The organism is Streptomyces sp. NPDC104367 (assembly GCF_055583825.1).
Window position 1 is genome coordinate 202,957 of the sequence record NZ_JBVJND010000016.1, and the last position, 20,288, is coordinate 223,244.

The 20,288-nt window shown below is 69.4% G+C and carries 17 protein-coding genes and 1 pseudogene; 10 read left to right on the forward strand and 8 right to left on the reverse strand.

Annotation, left to right across the window (positions count from 1 at the left end; genetic code table 11):
• Nucleotides 1-228: 228 nt before the first annotated feature.
• Both ACZ619_RS24770 and ACZ619_RS24775 read left to right on the forward strand, forming a co-directional pair.
• Nucleotides 229-1,386, forward strand: a complete 1,158-nt coding sequence (locus ACZ619_RS24770; protein ID WP_469602798.1) for a glycoside hydrolase family 18 protein — start codon at nt 229-231, stop codon at nt 1,384-1,386.
• Nucleotides 1,383-2,372 carry a phosphotransferase family protein gene (locus ACZ619_RS24775; RefSeq protein ID WP_469602801.1) on the forward strand — a complete coding sequence of 330 codons (990 nt, stop codon included), beginning with the start codon at nt 1,383-1,385 and terminating at the stop codon, nt 2,370-2,372. Before ACZ619_RS24770 ends, ACZ619_RS24775 begins: the two co-directional genes overlap by 4 nt.
• On the opposite strand, the gene ACZ619_RS24780 is transcribed toward ACZ619_RS24775, so the two are convergent.
• Genes ACZ619_RS24780 through ACZ619_RS24795 form a run of 4 tightly spaced genes read right to left on the reverse strand, consistent with a single transcriptional unit; the run spans nt 2,347 to nt 6,236 of the window.
• Nucleotides 2,347-3,123, reverse strand: coding sequence for a succinate dehydrogenase/fumarate reductase iron-sulfur subunit (locus ACZ619_RS24780; protein WP_469602804.1), 777 nt, complete (start codon nt 3,121-3,123; stop codon nt 2,347-2,349). The genes ACZ619_RS24775 and ACZ619_RS24780 overlap by 26 nt on opposite strands.
• On the reverse strand, nt 3,120-5,051 hold the full coding sequence (locus ACZ619_RS24785; RefSeq protein ID WP_469602806.1) for a fumarate reductase/succinate dehydrogenase flavoprotein subunit: 1,932 nt from the start codon (nt 5,049-5,051) through the stop codon (nt 3,120-3,122). Before ACZ619_RS24785 ends, ACZ619_RS24780 begins: the two co-directional genes overlap by 4 nt.
• A 25-nt stretch (nt 5,052-5,076) precedes the next feature.
• Nucleotides 5,077-5,898, reverse strand: coding sequence for a hypothetical protein (locus tag ACZ619_RS24790; RefSeq protein ID WP_469602808.1), 822 nt, complete (start codon nt 5,896-5,898; stop codon nt 5,077-5,079).
• 47 nt (nt 5,899-5,945) lie between these two features.
• Nucleotides 5,946-6,236 carry a hypothetical protein gene (locus ACZ619_RS24795; RefSeq protein ID WP_469602810.1) on the reverse strand — a complete coding sequence of 97 codons (291 nt, stop codon included), beginning with the start codon at nt 6,234-6,236 and terminating at the stop codon, nt 5,946-5,948.
• A 387-nt stretch (nt 6,237-6,623) separates the two neighbouring features.
• Here ACZ619_RS24795 and ACZ619_RS24800 point away from each other — a divergent pair, with 387 nt between their 5' ends.
• From ACZ619_RS24800 to ACZ619_RS24830, 7 genes are all read left to right on the forward strand, one after another.
• Nucleotides 6,624-8,789 (forward strand): ABC transporter family substrate-binding protein, encoded by a 2,166-nt coding sequence (locus tag ACZ619_RS24800; protein WP_469602812.1) that lies wholly within the window; start codon nt 6,624-6,626, stop codon nt 8,787-8,789.
• A 221-nt stretch (nt 8,790-9,010) separates the two neighbouring features.
• Nucleotides 9,011-10,918 (forward strand): translational GTPase TypA, encoded by a 1,908-nt coding sequence (typA, locus tag ACZ619_RS24805; RefSeq protein ID WP_469602814.1) that lies wholly within the window; start codon nt 9,011-9,013, stop codon nt 10,916-10,918.
• A gap of 631 nt (nt 10,919-11,549) precedes the next feature.
• A complete protein-coding gene (locus ACZ619_RS24810; RefSeq protein WP_469602817.1) occupies nt 11,550-12,590 on the forward strand; it encodes an ABC transporter permease in 1,041 nt (346 codons plus the stop codon).
• A 101-nt stretch (nt 12,591-12,691) separates the two neighbouring features.
• The gene (locus ACZ619_RS24815; protein ID WP_469602820.1) at nt 12,692-14,494 is read left to right on the forward strand and encodes an ABC transporter substrate-binding protein; all 1,803 of its coding nucleotides are present in this window, start codon (nt 12,692-12,694) and stop codon (nt 14,492-14,494) included.
• Between the two features lie 97 nt (nt 14,495-14,591).
• Nucleotides 14,592-15,569: an ABC transporter permease gene (locus ACZ619_RS24820; RefSeq protein WP_469602823.1), complete on the forward strand. Its 978-nt coding sequence runs from the start codon at nt 14,592-14,594 to the stop codon at nt 15,567-15,569.
• Between the two features lie 30 nt (nt 15,570-15,599).
• A complete protein-coding gene (locus ACZ619_RS24825) occupies nt 15,600-16,661 on the forward strand; it encodes an ABC transporter ATP-binding protein (protein WP_469602825.1) in 1,062 nt (353 codons plus the stop codon).
• 13 nt (nt 16,662-16,674) lie between these two features.
• On the forward strand, nt 16,675-17,781 hold the full coding sequence (locus ACZ619_RS24830; protein WP_469602828.1) for an ABC transporter ATP-binding protein: 1,107 nt from the start codon (nt 16,675-16,677) through the stop codon (nt 17,779-17,781).
• Here the strand turns inward: ACZ619_RS24830 and ACZ619_RS24835 are convergent.
• The 4 genes from ACZ619_RS24835 to ACZ619_RS24850 form a co-directional block, all read right to left on the reverse strand.
• Nucleotides 17,778-18,542, reverse strand: coding sequence for a class I SAM-dependent methyltransferase (locus tag ACZ619_RS24835; RefSeq protein WP_469602831.1), 765 nt, complete (start codon nt 18,540-18,542; stop codon nt 17,778-17,780). The two genes, ACZ619_RS24830 and ACZ619_RS24835, sit on opposite strands and share 4 nt — an antisense overlap.
• A gap of 63 nt (nt 18,543-18,605) precedes the next feature.
• On the reverse strand, nt 18,606-18,803 hold the full coding sequence (locus ACZ619_RS24840; protein ID WP_469602834.1) for a DUF397 domain-containing protein: 198 nt from the start codon (nt 18,801-18,803) through the stop codon (nt 18,606-18,608).
• A 74-nt stretch (nt 18,804-18,877) separates the two neighbouring features.
• Nucleotides 18,878-19,075: a DUF397 domain-containing protein gene (locus tag ACZ619_RS24845; protein WP_469602837.1), complete on the reverse strand. Its 198-nt coding sequence runs from the start codon at nt 19,073-19,075 to the stop codon at nt 18,878-18,880.
• A gap of 7 nt (nt 19,076-19,082) precedes the next feature.
• Nucleotides 19,083-19,934 (reverse strand): helix-turn-helix domain-containing protein, encoded by an 852-nt coding sequence (locus tag ACZ619_RS24850; RefSeq protein WP_469602840.1) that lies wholly within the window; start codon nt 19,932-19,934, stop codon nt 19,083-19,085.
• Nucleotides 19,935-20,116: 182 nt separating this feature from the next.
• Between ACZ619_RS24850 and ACZ619_RS24855 the strand changes: the two are divergent.
• Nucleotides 20,117-20,288, forward strand: a pseudogene (locus ACZ619_RS24855) (ATP-binding protein); the annotation flags it as partial.

Genomic DNA, 20,288 nt, shown 5'->3' on the forward strand with positions numbered 1-20,288 from the left:
GGAACCGGATCTTGTCCTGTGCTCGTCATCACCGGCAGCACCAGCCAGACCACCCCGGCCAGGCCGCCCAGCACCGCGTGCCCCACCCGCACACCTATGTGCCCGGTGGCACGCCTCGGCCGACCCCGGATCAAGGATGACGTCACATTTCGGAGCGTATGGGCAGCAAGTCCGCTTCGCGACCGGGGCGCGGACAGCCGAGCGACACCAGGAAACGGGGCCCGACCCATGACCCAGAACCCCAACCCGCCCCACCCCGGCACCCCGAACCCCCGGCCGCCGTCCGGCGGACCGGCCTCCCCGCAGGGCCAGGACCAGGACCCGCCCGCGACCACCCCGCCCTCCGCGTCCACCGGCGAACGGCCCTCCGCCGCGTCGTCGTCCGGGTGGCGGCCGGGGAGGAAGTGGCGGTGGGCTCTCGGGGGTGTGGCGCTGTTGCTGCTCCCCCTGCTCATCGCCGAGACCGCCCTTCGTGTCGACTACGTCGGTGACCCGGCGCCCGGCGCCCGCAGCCGGGGCAAGGACGCGGTCTGGCTCGGCCACGCCTGGGTGGACGGGCGCAGGACCGATGCCGATGTCGCCGCTCTGGCCGACCGGCTCGCGGGGACCGGCATACGGGACCTCTACGTCCATGCCGGACCACTCGAACACAACGGGACGCTGCCCAAGTCCGCCTACCCCGAGGCGCATTGGCTGATAACAGCCGTGCATCGAAAACTCCCCGGCGTACGGGTGCAGGCCTGGCTGGGGGACGAGGTCGCGCCGGAGAAGCCGTACGCCATGCATCTGGAGAGGAAGGCGACCCGCGCCGCCGTGGTGGCGTCCGCCCGGCAGGTGGTGGCGGCGGGGTTCGACGGGGTGCACTTCGACCTGGAGCCCCTGCACTCCGGCGACGGGAACTTCCTGGCCCTGCTGGACGCCCTGCGGCCCGTGACGCCGCTGCTCTCCGTCGCCGCCCACCAGATAGACCCGCTCCCGGCGTTTCACTCCTTCTGGGGTACCGTCACCGGCCATCCGAAGTGGTGGTCGCAGGCGTACTTCGGGCAGGTCGCCCGCCGGGTGGACCAGATCGCGGTGATGTCGTACGACACCATGCAGCCGTTGCAGAGCCTGTACGGCGGCTATGTGGCCCAGCAGACCGGCCTGGCGGTCGAGGCCACCCCGGCCGGGACCGATCTCCTCATGGGGCTGCCCTTCTACCACGAGAATCGTTTCGGCCACTGGGCGCACGCGGAGACCGTACCGGCGGCCGTGCGGGGAGTTCGGCTGGGACTGTCCCGGAGCGACCCGGATCGCGCTAACTTCGGCGTCGCCCTCTACGTCGACTTCGCCGCCACCGAGGATGACTGGACCGCTTACCGGAAGGACTGGGTCCGTACGTCATGACCACCGCTCGTGCCCACCTCACCCGTGACGACCTCGCCCCGCTCGCCCGCGAGGCGCTCGGCCGGGCCCCCGCCGCCGTCACCCGGCTGCGCGGCGGCTCCAAGAAGGGCGTCTACCGCCTCGTCCTCGACAACGGCCGCAGCGCCGTCGCCTACGTCTGGTCCCCGGACGAGGACTACTGGGGCCCCGCGGACGCCGACATCCGCGACCCCTTCGCGCACGCCTCCGGCCTGGGCCTCTTCCTCGCGGCCCACGACCGCCTCACCGAACTCGGCGTGCGCACCCCGCGGCTGCTCTTCGCCGACGAGGAGGCCGAGCACCTGCCGTCGTACGCGGCGGTCGTCGAGGACGTCCGCGGCGGCAGCCTCCAGACGCTGCTGCGCAGCGACCCGGGCGCGGCCAGGGTGCCGCTGGCCCGGCTCGCCGGCACGCTCGGCGTGCTGCGCGGGTGCGCGGCCGCCGGGTACGGCAAGGCCGCCCTCGTGGAGGAGGGCGGGACGCCGATCGGCAGCTCCTGCGAGCAGGTCGTCGCGGACCGGGCCGTGCGCGACATCGCTCTGACCGCCGAGCGGGACGCCCGGGTGCGCGAGGTCCGCGAGGCGCTGTCGGAGCGGGTGCGCGAGCTCCACGACGCGGTCGGGCCGCGCGACCACGCCACCCTCGTGCACGGCGAACTCGGCCCGGACCACGTCCTGGTGACCGAGCAGGGCGATCCCGCGCTGATCGACATCGAGGGCCTGATGTACTTCGACGCCGAGTGGGAGCACGTCTTCCTGCGGCACCGCTTCGGGCCCGCCTACGACGTGCTGCACTCCGCCGACCTCGACGAGAACCGCATGCGGCTCTACCGGCTGGCGATGCACCTCGGCCTCGTCGCCGGGCCGCTGCGGCTGCCGGCCGGCGACTTCCCGGAGCGCGAACGTCTGCGGGACGTCGCCGAGTCCAGCCTGCGCCAGGTGCTCAGTCTCCTGCGGGGCGCCTCCTGATCTTCGAGCCGAGCCAGACCAGCGGGTCGTACTTGCGGTCGACGGCCCGCTCCTTCAGCGGGATCAGCGCGTTGTCGGTGATGTGGATGCCCTCGGGGCAGACCTCGGTGCAGCACTTGGTGATGTTGCAGTAGCCGAGGCCGTGCTCGTCCTGGGCGGTGCGCTTGCGGTCCAGGCCGGAGGCCTCCGCCGCGTCCAGCGGGTGCATGTCCAGTTCGGCGACCCGCATGAGGAAACGCGGGCCCGCGAAGGCCGTCTTGTTCTCCTCGTGGTCACGGACCACATGGCAGGTGTCCTGGCACAGGAAGCACTCGATGCACTTGCGGAACTCCTGCGACCGGTCCACGTCCTCCTGCATCATGCGGTACTCGCCCGGGCCGACCCCCTCCGGCGGCACGAACGCCGGGACCTCCCTGGCCTTCTGGTAGTTGAAGCCGACGTCCGTGACGAGGTCGCGGATCACCGGGAAGGCGCGCAGCGGCGTGACGGTGATCGTCTCGTCCGGTTCGAAGACCGACATGCGGGTCATGCACATCAGGCGCGGACGGCCGTTGATCTCCGCCGAGCACGAACCGCACTTGCCCGCCTTGCAGTTCCAGCGGACGGCGAGGTCGGGGGCCTGGGTGGCCTGGAGGCGGTGGACGATGTCCAGGACCACCTCGCCCTCGTTGACCTCGACCTTGAAGTCCTCCAGGCCGCCGCCCTCGACGTCGCCTCGCCACACCCTGAAGTGGGCCGTGTAGCCGCTCATTCGTACAGCTCCTCTTCGGCGAGGTACTTGACCAGCTCCTCCTTGTCGAAGAGGGCGAGCAGGTCGGGGCGGATGGGTTCGGTGGTCTCGCGGGCGAGGGTGATCTGGCCGCGCACCGGGTCGGTGGCCGCCAGCCCGCCGGTGGGGTCGGCGAGCCCGCACAGCAGGTTGAGCCGGCGCCAGCCGCGGTCCATCGCCGGATGGTCCTCGCGGGTGTGGCCGCCGCGGGACTCGGCGCGCTCCAGGGCGGCCCGGGCCACGCACTCGCTGACCAGCAGCATGTTCCGCAGGTCCAGGGCGAGGTGCCAGCCGGGGTTGAACTGCCGGTGCCCCTCCACCCCGGCCCGGCGGGCCCGGACCCGCAGCTCGGCGAGCTTCTCCAGGGCCTGCTCCATCTCGCCCTCCCGGCGGATGATGCCGACCAGGTCGTTCATGGACTGCTGGAGCTCCTGGTGCAGGGTGTACGGGTTCTCGGGCGGGCCGGAGTCGGGGTCCAGGCCCTCGGCCGAGAAGGGCCGCAGCGCCTCGGCCGCCGCCGCGTCGACCTGGGCGTCGTCCACCGCCGGCCGGGTGCCGGTGTCGGCCGCGTGGTCGGCCGCGTGCCAGCCCGCCCGGCGCCCGAACACCAGCAGGTCGGAGAGGGAGTTGCCGCCGAGCCGGTTGGAGCCGTGCATCCCGCCGGCCACCTCGCCGGCCGCGAACAGCCCCGGGACGCCGCGCGCGGCGGCGGTGTCGGAGTCCACCGCGACCCCGCCCATCACGTAGTGGCAGGTCGGCCCGACCTCCATGGCCTCCGCGGTGATGTCGACGTCCGCCAGCTCCTTGAACTGGTGGTACATGGACGGCAGCCGGCGCCGGATCACCTCGGCCGGCATCCGCGTCGACACGTCCAGGAAGACCCCGCCGTGCGGGGAGCCGCGGCCCGCCTTCACCTCGGCGTTGATGGCCCGGGCCACCTCGTCGCGGGGGAGCAGTTCGGGCGGGCGCCGGTTGTGGTCCGGGTCCTCGTACCAGCGGTCGCCCTCCTCCTCCGACTCGGCGTACTTCTCCTTGAAGACGTCCGGGACGTAGTCGAACATGAACCGCTTGCCCTCGGAGTTCCTGAGCACACCGCCGTCGCCGCGCACCGACTCGGTGACGAGGATGCCCTTCACGGACGGCGGCCAGACCATGCCCGTCGGGTGGAACTGCACGAACTCCATGTTCAGCAGGGGTGCCCCGGCCAGCAGGGCGAGCGCGTGCCCGTCGCCGGTGTACTCCCAGGAGTTCGACGTCACCTTGAAGGACTTGCCGATGCCACCGGTCGCGATCACCACGGCGGGCGCTTCCAGGACGAGGAAACGGCCGGTCTCCCGCTCGTACCCGAAGACCCCGCAGACGCGTGCGCCGTCCTTGAGGATCCGCGTGACGGTGCACTCCTGGAAGACCTTCAGCCGGGACTCGTAGTCGCCGGTCTCGCGATGGTCCTCCTGCTGGAGGGAGACGATCTTCTGCTGGAGGGTGCGGATCAGTTCGAGGCCCGTGCGGTCGCCGACGTGGGCGAGGCGCGGGTACTCGTGGCCGCCGAAGTTGCGCTGGGAGATCTTCCCGTCCTTCGTGCGGTCGAAGAGGGCGCCCCAGGTCTCCAGCTCCCAGACCCGGTCCGGGGCCTCCTTGGCGTGCAGCTCGGCCATCCGCCACTGGTTGAGGAACTTGCCGCCGCGCATGGTGTCGCGGAAGTGGACCTGCCAGTTGTCGTGCTCGTTGACGTTGGCCATCGCCGCCGCGATGCCGCCCTCGGCCATCACCGTGTGGGCCTTGCCGAACAGCGACTTGCAGATCACCGCCGTACGGGCGCCCCGCTCGCGCGCCTCGATCGCGGCGCGCAGACCGGCGCCGCCGGCACCGACCACGACGACATCCCACTCCTGGCGGTCGACCACGGTCATCAGAAGGCCCTACTCCCTGGAAGCATCAGAAGAATCGCGGATCGTCGAAGACACCGGACGCGACGAGATAGACGTAGAAGTCGGCGAGCGCCACGCTCAGCAGCGACGCCCAGGCGAGCTGCATGTGCCGGGCGTTGAGCCGGCCGACGAACTGCCACGCCCGGTAGCGCACGGGGTGTCTGGAGAAGTGTTTGAGCTTGCCGCCGACGATGTGCCGGCACGAGTGGCAGGACAGGGTGTACGCCCAGATCAGCACGATGTTGACGAGGAAGACCAGGGTGCCCAGGCCCATGTGGCCCCAGCGCTCGTGCGGGTCGCGGAAGGACAGGACCGTGTCGTAGGACAGGACGCAGGCGACCAGGAGGGCGAAGTAGAAGAAGTACCGGTGGACGTTCTGGAGGATCAGCGGGAAGCGGGTCTCACCGGTGTACTTCGCGTGCGGCTCGGCCACCGCGCAGGCCGGCGGGGACGCCCAGAAGCTGCGGTAGTACGCCTTGCGGTAGTAGTAGCAGGTCAGCCGGAAGCCCAGCGGGAAGACCAGGATGATGATCGCCGGGGAGATCGCCCACCAGCTGCCGAAGAGGTCGGCGTTCGGGCCGGACGGCATGGTCTGGCAGTTCTCGGCCAGACACGGCGAGTAGAACGGCGAGACGTACGGCGCCGCGTAGTAGTGCGCGTTCGAGAAGGCCCGCCACGTCGAGTACACGACGAACGCGAACAGACCGGCCGCGGTGACGGCGGGAGCCAGCCACCAGCGGTCGGTCCGCAGGTGCGGGGCGGCGATCGCGGCGCGTGTACGGGCGCGTACGCCGCCGCTCTTCGGATGTGGTTCCGTACCAGTGGCCAATGGATGACTCCGGTCGGCTCGGGGGTGGGGGCCTGCGGGCCGCGCTCCTACGGTGCGCGCCGGTCGCGGGCGCCGAGGCCCTCGTCGTCCGTGTCCGTCCACAGGTTGATGTCGTACGGATCGTCGGAGATGGTGACGAGCTCGGGGCGCCGGCGCGGGGTGCCGGTGCCGGCGGCCTCCCGCAGCAGTGCCACGCTCTCGCGCAGGTGATCGGCGTCGGCACGGACGCGGCGCATCTCCAGTCCGCCGCTCCCGAGCTGCTGCTCCAGGCGGCCTACGGACCGGTTCAGGTCCTCTAGGCAGCGCTGGACTGACGTCAGGTCGTCGTGCACGGACATGACGTGACCTCACTTCCGGACCCCGTGGTCCTGGGCGGCAACGTTCATGCGCCTGCGAGTGTTGCGCGCCACACCTGCTGATGTGAAGGCATGTGCAGCGATTGGCGGATTGCGCGCCTGAGCCGCACGCCCGCACGCGCTCTGTGTGCGCCGGGATTGCGCCGCACGGGTGGCCTTTGACCACCCCGGTCGCCGTGTCGTCCCCGGCCGGCGGACCCCGTCCATTTCAGTGGGTCCGTACTTCTGCGTACATGTGATCAACTCCAAAATACCCCCAAATGCGAACAGACCGCACCCGTGTCACGGGGCCTTCCGGAGGTAGCAGAGATGTCCCACCACCGCTTCGGACCGAGCCCTGAAGGGGCGCGGGGAACTGCGCGACCAGCCATGACGGCGCCGCAGACGAACGACGGCACATCGCGGCGCTACCGGCGGAGCCTCGCGCTGCTCGCGGCGAGCGCCCTCGCCCTGCCCCTGCTGTCCGGCTGCGGCTCGGACGAGGAGGCGAGCAAGCCGCTGGCCGGCCAGGAGATCGCCCCGGCCGCCAGGGACCTGGTCGCCGAGGGCGGCACGCTGAAGATGGCCGTGGACGCCGTACCGGAGACCCTGAACACCTTCCAGGCCGACGCCGACGCGGGCACCACCCGGGTCGCCCAGGCCGTCCTGCCGTCGATGTTCACCCTCGATGCCGAGGGCCGCCCGGTCCGCAACCCCGACTACCTGGAGTCCGCCAAGGTCATCGAGACCGAGCCGCGCCAGGTCGTCCTCTACAGGCTCAACCAGCAGGCCGTCTGGAGCGACGGCCGGGAGATCGGCGCCGCCGACTTCGCCGCCCAGTGGCGCGCCCTGTCCGGCAAGGACTCCGCCTACTGGACCGCCCGCAACGCCGGCTACGACCGCATCTCCAAGATCGAGCGCGGCGCCAACGACCTGGAGGTCCGGGTCACCTTCGAGCGGCCGTACGCCGACTGGAGGTCGCTGTTCTCCCCGCTGTACCCGAAGGACGTCATGGGCACCCCCGACGCCTTCAACGACGGCGCCCGCCGCAAGCTCACCGTCACCGCCGGCCCCTTCAGGGTCGACAAGGTCGACACCGCCCAGAAGGACGTGGTCCTCACCCGCAACCCGCGCTGGTGGGGCCGCCCGGCCAAGCTCGACGAGCTGGACCTGCACGCCGTCCCCCGCGACAAGCGGGCCGCCGCGCTCGCCGACGGCACGGTCGACGTCGCCGACATCGACGCCTCCGAGGCCGAGCGGATCGTCATCGCCGGCCGCGACAAGGGCACCGGCACCCCGCTCCAGGGCGCCGGGAAGACCTCCGCGAAGAAGCTGCGCGCCTGGGCGCTGGACCTCGGCATGGACGCGGAGAAGCTGCCCGACGGCCGGAGGAAGCTCCGCGGGAGCATCGAGAAGTGGCTGGAGCAGCAGGAGGTGCTGCGCTCCTTCGACGTCCGCAAGTCGCTGGAGCCCGCCTACACCCAGCTCGCCCTGAACGGCTCCGAGGGCCCTCTCGCCGACGAGCGGGTGCGGCGCGCCGTCGCCCGCGCGCTGGACCGCGAGGCGCTCGCCAAGCTGGTGCTCACCCCGCTGGGACTGCCCGCCGTACCGGTCGGCAGCCACCTCGCGCTCTCCGGGCAGCCCGCCTACACCGACGGCAGCGGTTCGCTCGGCGGCCTCGACGCGCACGAGGCGCAGGCACTGCTGGCCGACGCCGGCTGGGTGGCCGGCGGGCCGGTCAGGAACGGCGGCAAGGCGGCCGGGGCGCAGAGCGACAAGGGCGACAAGGGCGACAAGGGGGACCCGGAGGACGCGTCCGACGGCGGGCGGGACGGGCAGTACATCGTCGGTGAGGACGACAAGGGGCACGCCGACCCCGACGGCAAGGACACCCGCGACCACCAGGGCGACCACGCCCACGGCGCGCCCGGGGCGTACGCGCCGAAGGGGACCGCCGCGCCGAAGGGCGCCGGGGCGCCGGCCGGGCCGCTGGCCAAGGACGGCAAGGCGCTGACCCTGCGGTTCGTGCTGCCGTCGGGGCCGGGGTCCGAGACGCTGCTCTCGGTCGCCGACCGGATCTCGAAGATGCTGGACAAGGTGGGGATCGTCACCGAGATCAGCAAGGTCCCGGACGAGAGCTACTTCAAGGACCACATCGCGTCCGGGCAGTACGACCTCGCGCTCTACTCGTGGCCGGCCTCCGCGTTCCCGGCGACCGACGCGCGGCCGATCTACGCGAAGCCCGTGGTGGCGGCCGACGGGTCGCTGAACGTCGAGCAGAACTACACGCGGGTCGGCACCGACCAGGTGGACCAGCTCTTCGACCAGGCGCTCGGGACGCTGGACGAGGACGAGGCGGACGGGCTGCTGCGGAAGGCGGACTCCCGGATCTGGGCGTCGGCCGGGTCGCTGCCGCTGTACCAGCGGCCGCAGATCGTCGGGGCCCGGAAGGGGCTGGTGAACGTGGGCGCGTTCGGCTTCCAGACGCCCGTCTACCAGGACATGGGCTTCCTGAAGAAGGGCGCGAAGGCGTCGCCGGGCCCGAGCAAGGGGTAGGGCTCTCCGCGAGGCGGAGAGGGGGCCGGACGAGTGCCGGGTGCGGGTGGATCGTGGCCGGTCGCGCGGTTCCCCGCACCCCCTTCCGTCGGCCCGGCGAGCCCCTGCTGGTGAGTGCACGTACGATGGGGTGAGGCCGTGGCGTGTTCAGCCCGGCAGGGTTCGCGTAACACCGATGTACGCGCGGGCCCCTTCCTCACACTCCGGGAGTACGCCGCACTATGGCCACGCGCCACGACATCCGCAACGTCGCCATCGTCGCCCACGTCGACCACGGCAAGACGACCCTCGTCGACGCCATGCTGAAGCAGGCCGGTGCCTTCGCAGCGCACGCCGCCGAATCGCTCGACGACCGAATGATGGACTCGAACGACCTGGAGCGTGAGAAGGGCATCACGATCCTGGCCAAGAACACGGCCGTGAAGTACCACCCCAAGGATGGCGGCGACGTCATCACCATCAACATCATCGACACCCCGGGCCACGCCGACTTCGGTGGCGAGGTCGAGCGCGGTCTGTCGATGGTGGACGCGGTGGTGCTGCTCGTGGACGCCTCCGAGGGTCCGCTGCCGCAGACCCGGTTCGTCCTGCGCAAGGCGCTCCAGCAGCGCCTGCCCGTCATCCTGTGCATCAACAAGACGGACCGCCCCGACTCGCGCATCGACGAGGTCGTCAACGAGACCTACGACCTCTTCCTCGACCTGGACGCGGACGAGGACCAGATCGAGTTCCCGATCGTCTACGCGTGTGCGCGGGACGGCGTGGCCTCGCTGACCAAGCCGGAGGACGGCACCGTCCCGGCCGACAGCGACAGCCTGGAGCCGTTCTTCTCCACGATCCTCTCCCACGTCCCGGCCCCGGAGTACGACGAGGCGGCCCCGCTCCAGGCGCACGTCACCAACCTGGACGCCGACAACTTCCTCGGCCGTATCGCGCTGCTCCGCGTCGAGCAGGGCGAGCTGCGCAAGGGCCAGACCGTCACCTGGATCAAGCGCGACGGCACGATGTCCAACGTGCGCATCACCGAGCTGCTGATGACCGAGGCGCTCACCCGCAAGCCCGCCGAGGTGGCCGGTCCGGGTGACATCTGCGCGGTCGCCGGTATCTCGGACATCATGATCGGCGAGACCCTCGCCGACACCGAGAACCCGATCCCGCTGCCGCTGATCACGGTCGACGAGCCGGCGATCTCGATGACCATCGGTACGAACACCTCGCCGCTGGTCGGCCGTGGCGGCACCGGCAAGGGCGCCGACAACAAGGCCGCGGTCAAGGACCGCAAGGTCACCGCCCGCCAGGTCAAGGACCGCCTGGACCGCGAGCTGATCGGTAACGTCTCGCTGCGCGTGCTCGACACCGAGCGTCCGGACGCCTGGGAGGTCCAGGGCCGTGGTGAGCTGGCGCTCGCCATCCTGGTCGAGCAGATGCGCCGCGAGGGCTTCGAGCTGACCATCGGCAAGCCGCAGGTGGTCACGAAGCAGGTCGACGGCAAGACGTACGAGCCGGTCGAGCGCATGACGATCGACGTGCCCGAGGAGCACATGGGCGCGGTCACGCAGCTCATGGGCGTCCGCAAGGGCCGGATGGACAACATGTCCAACCACGGCTCGGGCTGGGTGCGCATGGAGTTCGTGGTGCCCTCCCGTGGCCTGATCGGGTTCCGGACCGAGTTCCTGACCCAGACCCGCGGCACGGGTATCGGCCACTCGATCCACGAGGGTCACGAGCCCTGGTTCGGCAACCTCCAGACCCGCAACAACGGCTCGCTGGTCGCCGACCGCTCCGGTGCCGTCACCGCGTTCGCGATGACGAACCTCCAGGAGCGCGGCGTGCTCTTCACCGAGCCTGGCACCGAGGTGTACGAGGGCATGATCGTCGGCGAGAACTCGCGCTCCGACGACATGGACGTCAACATCACCAAGGAGAAGAAGCTCACGAACATGCGGTCTTCCTCGGCCGACTCGTTCGAGGCGATCGTTCCGCCGCGCAAGCTCTCGCTGGAGCAGTCGCTGGAGTTCTGCCGTGACGACGAGTGCGTCGAGGTGACCCCGGAGGCCGTTCGCATCCGCAAGGTGAACCTGGACGCCCGCGAGCGGGCCCGCGCCGCGAGCCGCGCCAAGCACGGCTGACCGCAGGACACCTGAGCCCGGGCATCCCCATGATGGGGGTGCCCGGGCTTTTTGCAACCCGTTTTCCGGCGCACGGCGTCCGCCGATCTTCGACCGTTGTCCGTAATGCGGAGATCCTCGCCCGATAGCCATGTAACACGTCCGTTTCGCGGCGTTCTCGTGGCGAACGGTTTGTCCAGTTTTTGGAAGAACTTCGCGCCAGCTGTGACTGAACTGAGATCTAAAGACAGTGGTCGGCACCTGACTCATGGCAGATAGTTAGCCGCGTAACGCTCGGGTCAATGGGTCTCAGCGCTGTGGGGACAGCGCCGACTCACGAGCACCAGAAGGTGCCTGACCCTCCGTCAGGGGTGTCGGAGGGTAGGCGGAAACCTTCTCCGGTTGGTGAACACGTGTAGTCATGAGGAGGAACTCCCATGCGTGGTGTCACGAGCACCAGGTGGGTCGCACTCGCGCCATCAGGCCTTGCCCGTTCCGACTGTTCGTCCGGCACCCGGTTCTGAGGCTCCGTCCGGCCGCCTAGCGCGGCCGCTCGCCTACGCGCGTCCGACTGCGGTTTCCCGCCGCTGCGCCGCGCGTGCCTCGGGCTACCCGGAAGCCCCCACACCCATATCTGTGAAACGGACGAACAGTGACCAGTCCTATCGACATCGAGGACGGCGGTACTTCGGCTGTCGTCGAGGGCGGACCAGCGCCCTCGGTGAAGCCCGGAGCAGGCACGCTCGAAGGCCGGTCCCCCGGCCAGCTGATGTGGATCCGCTTCAAGCGCGACCGCACCGGAGTCATCTGCGCCCTCATCGTGATCGCGTACTTCGTGATCTCGCTGGCCGCCCCGCTGCTGACGAAGCTCTCCGGCACCAATCCGTACACCCTGTACGGCCAGGACCCCACCTACGCGGACAAGCCGATCCTGGACGAATTCGGCCTGCCGCTCGGCTACCTGGGCGGCGTCTCGGGCGGCCACTGGTTCGGTGTCGAGCCGCAGTACGGCCGTGACCTGTACGCCATGCTGCTGTACGGCATGCGGACCTCGCTCTTCATGGCGCTCGGCATCACCGTCCTGGTCATGCTCACGGGCATCGTCATCGGCCTGATCGGCGGCTACTTCGGCGGTCGTACGGACTACTGGCTCGGCCGGGTGACGGACTTCTTCCTGTCCTTCCCGCAGCAGCTCTTCTTCATCGCCTTCATGCCCGTGGTGACCTCGTTCTTCGTCAATCCCCGCGAGGAGACGCCCACCTACTTCCGGGCCCTGGCCATGCTGATCGTGCTGTGGCTGCTGGGCTGGATGGGCATGGCGCGCATCGTCCGCTCCACCGTGCTGTCCCTGCGGGAAAGGGAGTTCGTCGACGCGGCCCGGGTCTCCGGAGCCTCGCCCTGGCGGATCGTCCGCAAGGAGATCCTGCCGAACGTCGTGACGCCGATCCTGGTGCAGTTCACGTTCCAGCTCCCCAACACCATCCTCAGCATCGCCTTTCTCTCGTTCGCCGGTGTCGGGTTCGTCGAGCCCACCCCGGACTGGGGACGCCTCTTCGCGGCCGGCGCCCAATACGCCGAGCAGGACCCCGCGTTCATGTTCTTCCCGGGCGTCGCACTGGTGATCTTCGTCCTGAGCTTCAACCTGCTCGGCGACTCCGTTCGGGATGCGTTCGACCCCAAGTCCGGGCGGTAGGGCGTCCCTTGGGTGGGGGGTGGCTGCCGCCCCCGTCGGTCTCACGGCCGGCGCACGGCAGCACTCAGGGATCACAACCGACTAGTAGGTGGATTCGCCACATGATGTCTCATCGCTCACTGCTGTCCCGCAGAGCGCGCACCCTCGTGGTCGCGGTCGCGGCCGGCTCCCTCGCGCTCACGGCCTGCTCGAAGAACGAGGGCGGGAAGTCCGGCACCGACTCCAAGAAGGACCAGAAGGAGGCCTCCGTCCAGTCCAAGGCGGTGTCCTACCTCGGCGCCGCCGAGTCGACGGGCCCGGCCGAGGACGTGCCCGGCGCGAAGAGCGGCGGCACGGTCCAGGTGTACCAGGAGACCCAGCTGACCCACCTGGACCCCGGTCAGATCTACGTCTCCGACGCCGGGCTCGCCGCCAACCTGCTCTTCCGCCGGCTGACCCAGTTCCAGGAGGACGACAAGGGCAACGTCTCGGTCGTCGGCGACCTCGCCACCGACTCCGGCAAGTCCTCCGACGGCGGCAAGACCTGGACCTTCACCCTCAAGGACGGGATCAAGGACCAGAACGGCAACGCGATCACCTCCGCCGACGTCCGGCACACCGTCGAGCGCCTGTACGCGAAGTTCATCTTCGACGGCCCGACCTACCTCCAGAACTGGCTGAGCGGCGCCGACTACCGCAAGGCGCTGCCCGACGGCGGCTTCGGCTCCAAGCACCTGCCGGCCTCGGTCCTGGACACCCCGGACGACAAGACGGTCGTCTTCCACTTCGACACCCCGCGCACGGACCTCCCGCAGACCCTCGCCATGGCGGGCTACGCCATCGTCCCGGCCAAGACCGACACCAAGGCCAACTACGACAAGGCCCCGGTCGCCACCGGTCCGTACAAGATCGCCTCCTCGAAGTCCGGCAAGTCCCTGGTCCTGGTGAAGAACACCAACTGGGACCCGAAGACCGACTCGGTGCGCCACCAGTACCTCGACGGCTTCAACTTCACCTACGGCATCACCGAGTCCACCCAGACCAAGCGGCTCATCGCCGACCAGGGCGACTCCAAGGACGCCATACAGTTCACCGGCAGCGTCGACGCCACCCAGATCCAGGACGTCGTCAAGAACGCCGAGACGTACAAGCGGACCATCAAGGGCTACCAGCCGTACGTCATGACGCTCACGTTCAACCTCGACCGGATCAAGGACAAGAAGGTCCGCGACGCCATCACCTACGCGGTGAACTCCAAGTCCCTCATCGCGGGTGAGGGCGGTGCGTACGGCGGTGACGTCGCCCCGAACCTGTTCGCCCCGACCCTGCCGGGCTACGAGGCGTCGTACGACCCCTACGGCCGGCTGAAGACCCCGCAGGGCAACATCGCCAAGGCCGAGGAGATCCTCAAGGGCGTCCCGGCGTCCGAGAAGAAGGTCGTCTTCGCCTACGCCAACAGCGAGGCGGGCCAGCGCCGCAAGGTCGCCATCGAGGACGCCCTGACCAAGGTCGGCTTCGACGTCGTCGCCAAGGAGGTCGACGCGGCGAGCTACTACGAGCAGATCGGCAAGCTCGACAACCCGTACGACATGTACATCACCGGCTGGGGCCAGGACTGGCCGTCGCCGGGCACGGTCGTCACCCCGATCTACGACGGTGACCAGGTCGCCGACGGCGGCTCGAACTACTCGCACATCAACGACCCCAAGGTCCAGGCGCTGATCAAGAAGGCCCTCACCCAGGAGCCGACCGAGGCCGCGAAGACCTGGCGCGAGGCGCACCACTACATCCTGGAGAAGGTCAACCCGTCCGCCCCGCTCTGGTACACCAAGCAGCTCCAGCTGTTCGGCTCCAACATCGGCGGCGCCCGCTACAGCAGCGTCTCCAGCTACATCGACGTCACCAGGCTCTACCTGAAGTCGTAGTCCACGGCTCCGGTGCCGCGGAGGCACACCCCCCGGTGTGCCTCCGCGGCCCTGCGTGAACCCTCCAACCGTCCTTGCAGAGAGCAGCCAGGCCGTCATGATCCAGTTCATCGTCCGGCGCGCGGTGGGCGCCGCCGTCACCCTGTTCCTCATCGGCGCGGCCACGTTCTTCCTCTTCGTGGCAGCCCCCTCCGACTACGCCTCCCTCGCCTGCGGCAAGGACTGCACACCGGCCCGGCTGGCGGACATCCGCGAGGCGCTGGGCCTCAACCTGCCGCTGGCCCAGCAGTTCTGGGACTTCATGTCCGGCATCGTGATGGGCCGGGACTTCCCGACCGGCCACTGCCCGGCCCCGTGCCTGGGCGTGTCGTTCTACTCGGGCGACATGGTGTGGAGCACCATCATGGACCGCTTCCCGCTCACCCTCACCCTGACCGTCGGCGGCGCGGTCGTCTTCCTCGTCGTGGGCGTCGGCGCGGGCATGATCGCCGCCTTCCGCCGGGGCACGTACATCGACAAGTTCGCGACCGGCGCCTCCATGGTGCTCAGCTCGTTCCAGATCTACTTCCTCGGCCCGATCGTCCTGACCGTCCTCGTCTACAGCACCGGCCTGATGGAGGACCCCAAGTACGTGCCTCTCACCCAGGATCCGGTCGGCTGGTTCGTCGGCATGTCGATCCCGGTGTGCGTGATGGCGACCATCTTCACCGCCCAGTACACCCGTATGGCCCGCTCCTCGATGATCGAGCAGCTCGCCGAGGACCATGTCCGCACCGCCAAGGCCAAGGGCATGTCCCGCAAGTACGTCTTCTTCCGCTACGCCTGGCGGGGCTCGCTCATCCCGATCGTCACCGTGCTCGGCATCGACGTCAGCGCGATGCTCGGCGGTGCCGTCGTCACCGAACTGACCTTCTCCCTCCAGGGGATCGGCCGGCTCGCGGTGGACGGCGCGGTCAACAAGGACCTGCCGCTGACGATGGGCGTGATGCTCTTCGGCGCCTTCTTCATCCTGATCATCAACATCCTCACCGACATCACGTATGCGTGGATCGACCCGCGCATCCGCCTTTCCTGACCCGTCTGAAGAACCTTAGGAAGCGACACCGTGACCACAGTGACCAAGCCCGAGGGCGCACCGGCGGCGAGCGCGCCGGACGGCTTCCTCTCGGTCCGCGATCTCCAGGTGACGTTCTCCACGGAGGACGGTCCCGTGCAGGCGGTCGACGGACTCTCCTTCGAGCTGATGCGCGGCAGGACACTCGGTATCGTCGGCGAGTCCGGCTCCGGCAAGTCCGTCACCAACCTGACGATCCTCGGCCTGCACAACCCGCAGTTCACGAAGGTCGACGGCGAGATCCTGCTCGACGGCAAGGAGCTGATCACCGCCACCGAGACCGAGCTGGAGCAACTGCGCGGCAACCGGGTCGCGATGATCTTCCAGGACCCGCTGACCGCGCTGTCGCCGTTCTACACGGTGGGCCGGCAGATCGCCGAGCCGTACATGAAGCACAAGCGGGTCTCGAAGCGGGTGGCCTGGGAGCGGGCCGTGGAGATGCTGGCGAAGGTGGGCATCCCCAACCCCCGGGAACGGGCGAAGGACTACCCCCACCAGTTCTCCGGGGGCATGCGCCAGCGCGCGATGATCGCGATGGCGCTGATCTGCGACCCGGACCTGCTGATCGCCGACGAACCCACGACGGCCCTGGACGTGACGGTCCAGGCGCAGATCCTGGATCTGCTGAAGGACCTTCAGCAGGAGTTCGGCTCCGGCATCATCTTCATCACCCACGACCTGGGGGTGATCGCGGACATGGCCGACGACATCATGGTGATGTACGCGGGGGGCGCGGTGGAGCGCGGCTCGGTCCACGAGGTCATGCGCGCCCCCCGGCATCCCTACACCTGGGGCCTGTTGAACTCGATGCCGCGACTGGACTCCGATCTCTCCACCCCCCTGAGTCCGATCCCGGGCACACCGCCGTCGCTGCTGCACCCGCCCTCCGGCTGCCGTTTCCATCCCCGCTGCACCTTCCAGGACCGGGTCGGCGGCGCCCGGTGCGCCACCGAACGGCCCGCGCTGGCCCCCGACCGCGCCTCGGCCTGCCACCTGACGGCGGACCAGAAGCGAAGCATCTTCATCGAAGAGATCAAGCCCCGACTGGGCTAGGAGACGACACCTCATGACCCAGGAAACGATCCTGCCCGCCCAGCGCGAGGCCACCGCCGGGGAACCGCTGCTGGAGGTCTCCGGGCTGACCAAGTACTTCCCGGTCAAGGGCGGCTTCCCGATCCGCCGGACGGTCGGCCAGGTCCAGGCCGTGGACGGCATCGACCTGACCGTGCGCGTGGGGGAGAGCTTCGGCCTGGTCGGCGAGTCGGGCTGCGGCAAGTCGACCACGGGCCGCCTGATCACCCGGCTGCTGGAGCCGACGAGCGGCACGATCTCCTACCGGGGCCAGGAGATCACCCATGCCAACCGCCGTCAGCTGGCGCCGATCCGGTCCGAGATCCAGATGATCTTCCAGGACCCCTACTCGTCACTCAACCCGCGCCAGACCGTCGGCAAGATCATCTCGGGTCCGATGGAGATCAACGACATCAATCCGGAGGGCGGCCGCGAGAAGCGGGTCCGTGAACTCCTGGAGATCGTCGGCCTGAACCCGGAGCACTTCAACCGCTTCCCGCACGAGTTCTCCGGCGGCCAGCGCCAGCGCATCGGCGTCGCCCGCGCGCTCGCCCTCGAACCCAAGCTGATCGTCGCCGACGAGCCCGTCTCCGCGCTGGACGTCTCCATCCAGGCCCAGGTCGTCAACCTCCTCCAGGAGGTGCAGCGGGAACTGGGCATCGCGTTCCTGTTCATCGCCCACGACCTGGCGATCGTGCGGCACTTCTCGCAGCGCGTCGCGGTGATGTACCTAGGGAAGATCATCGAGGTCGGCGACCGGGAGTCGATCTACACCCGCCCGCGCCATCCCTACACCCACGCCCTGCTCTCCGCGGTGCCCGAGGTCAGCCTCGCGGAGGACGGGGAGGCGACGGGCCGTGAGCGGATCCGTCTGGCCGGCGACGTCCCGTCGCCCATCTCCCCGCCGTCCGGCTGCCGCTTCCGCACCCGCTGCTGGAAGGCGCAGGAACGCTGCGCGACGGAGGAACCGCCGCTGGTCCGGATCTCCGGGAACGAGGACGGCCACCTGACCGCCTGCCACTTCCCGGAGGAGCCGACCACCCGGCGCGACGAGGACATCGTCCTGGACCCGGCCCTGGCGGCACTGGAGGAGGACAACTAGGCCGACTCTGAACCCGGTTCCGGTTCCGGTTCCGCGACGGTGACGATCTCGGGGCTGTCGGTGGTGAGGGGCTCGCGGGACCAGCCGCCGTACTGCTCGGCGACCCTGAGGCCGGCCTCCGTGAGGAAGCCGGAGAGGGCGTCGGGGCCGAGGAAGCGCAGGGTGGAGCGGCACACCCGGGGCTCGGCCCAGTGCGCGCCCTCGTAGGTCTCGGTGAAGGACACCCGGTCCCCGACGGGGGCCTTGTCGGCCTCGTGCCGCACACCGACCTCGCGGCCCTCCCCGTCGGTGACGTGGCGCACCCGGTCCGGGGTCCACGTCTCCCAGGCACGGGCGGCCGGATTCCGGGTCTCGAACACGAAGCGTCCGCCGGGGGAGAGGGCCTGTCGTACGGCGCCGAGAGCGCGCCGCAGCTCCTCGTCGCCGAGCAGCACCTGGAAGGCGTGACCGGTCATCACGACGAGGTCGAAGCCGCCGGTGTCCCAGCGGTGGCTGCGCAGGTCGCCGAGCACCCACTCGACACCCGGGTCGCCCTTCCGGGCCTGGACGAGCATCGCGGCGGCCGGATCCAGCCCCACGAGCCGCCCGGCGTGCCCGTCCGCACGGGCCCGCCGCAGCAACTGCCCGGTGCCGCAGCCGACGTCGAGCACGGACTCCGCGGACATCACCAGGCCCAGGTAGAAGTCGTCACCGGGACCCCACGGGTTGAGGCCGTCGTAGAGCGCGGCGAGCGAGAGATCCGCGTACGAATGATCTACCACCGCGGCAGTGTGGCACATGATGTTGAACGATGGATCAGGAACGGGTTTCTTCTTGAGCTTCTATCAACTTCCTGTGTCATGTGTGAACTTGATGGCACTGAGAAACGGAGCGAAGACGGCAGTGGGAAAGCTGAGAACGGCTCGCGCGGGGGCTTTGGAGTCGCGGACGGATATGTGGGTGGGGTGGGCGGTGACTTCGACGCAGGCGTTGCCGTCGCCGCTTCCGGAGTGGGACGACTTCCGCCAGTTGTCAGGGCGCATGGTGTGCCTCACAGCTCTTTCGCCAGGTGGCGGGTGAAGTCACGCGACCGCATCGCCGTCCTGCCGGAACTGGCTCAGGGGCGCGGCGGGTCCGCCTTGAGGGCGTCTATGAAGGGGGCGAACGAGGCGGGCGGGAAGGTGAGGGGGCCGGTGGCGGGGTGCTTGGAGTCGCGGACGGATATGTGGGTGGGGTGGGGCGCCACCTCTACGCAGGCGTTGCCGTCGCCGCCGCCCGAGTACGACGACTTCCGCCACAGGTCGCGGTGGGTCATGCGCGCCTCACAGCTCCTTCGCCAGTCGGTGGATGAAGTCACGGGACCGGCCTGGGTCGAGTGACGCCGCCTCCACTCTACGGAAGTGTGTTCGGAATACGCCCAGTTGCGCCTCGGAGTCCACGAACACAGTGCCGTGGGGCCCGTCCCGGAGGACTGTGTCCAGCTTGGGGACGGCGCCGCCCGCGTACACCATGGCGGCCCCGACGTCGACGAAGTGCTCCAGGTCGAAGGGGATCACTCGCACCGAGGTGCCCTGTGCCTCGGAGAGCTCCAGCACGCGGGTGAGTTGAGTCCGTGCCGCAGTACGGCTGCCGACCATCATGCGCAGCGCTGCCTCGTGGACGACGGCCTCGTACGGAACGGGCACCGCCCTCTCCAGGATGACGCGCCTCCGCATGCGGTGCCGGACGCGCAGCTCCAGCTCTTCTTCGGGAAGTCGCGGAACGCGGGAGGAGAAGAGTGCCCGGGCGTAGTCCTCGGTCTGGAGAAGCCCGGGGACGAACAGGAAGTCCACGTCCCGCCGGTAGGTCGCGTGGTGCTCCAGTTCCGACAGGTCGAGGAACGAGGAGGGCAGACGTCCCCGGTATTCCTCCCACCATCCGTGGTTCCGGTCGGCGGCCACCGCCGCGAGGGCGTCGACCAAATCCTGCTCCGTACAGGCGTAGTGGGCGGCAATCCTGCGAACGCGTGCCTCGCTGACGCCGGCGAGTCCGGCCTCGAACTGACTGATCTGGGCGCTGTCGGTTCCCAGCAACTCGGCCGCTTCACGCCCTTTTAGGCCGGCGGCCTCACGCAGTTTCCGTAACTCGGCGCCCAGTCGCTGCTGTCGTGCGGTGGCCTGCTGCCTGCGTGGCACGGCTTCCTCCTCCACCCCAACTGCCGCGTTCGAGTGCCAGATTATGGCAGCGACTTGCGTGGTGCCAAAATTGACCCCTACCGTCGGTGATGCAACGAACACGCTGTGGAAGTGCACCGCTTCGCCATGCGGCAATGCCACCGCGCGTGAACCCCCTTCTGCCTGACCGGAGTTGATGCGGCATGCCCGAAATCTGCGACACCTGGGACTACACGCTCTCCGTTCCGAACGACCTCAGAGCGGTGACCGTGTGCCGCCATACTCTCCGTCTGATCCTGACGATGCACGGTCTGATCGGTCTCGCGGACACCGCGGAGTTGCTGGCGGCGGAGTTGGTCTCCAATGCGGTGCGGC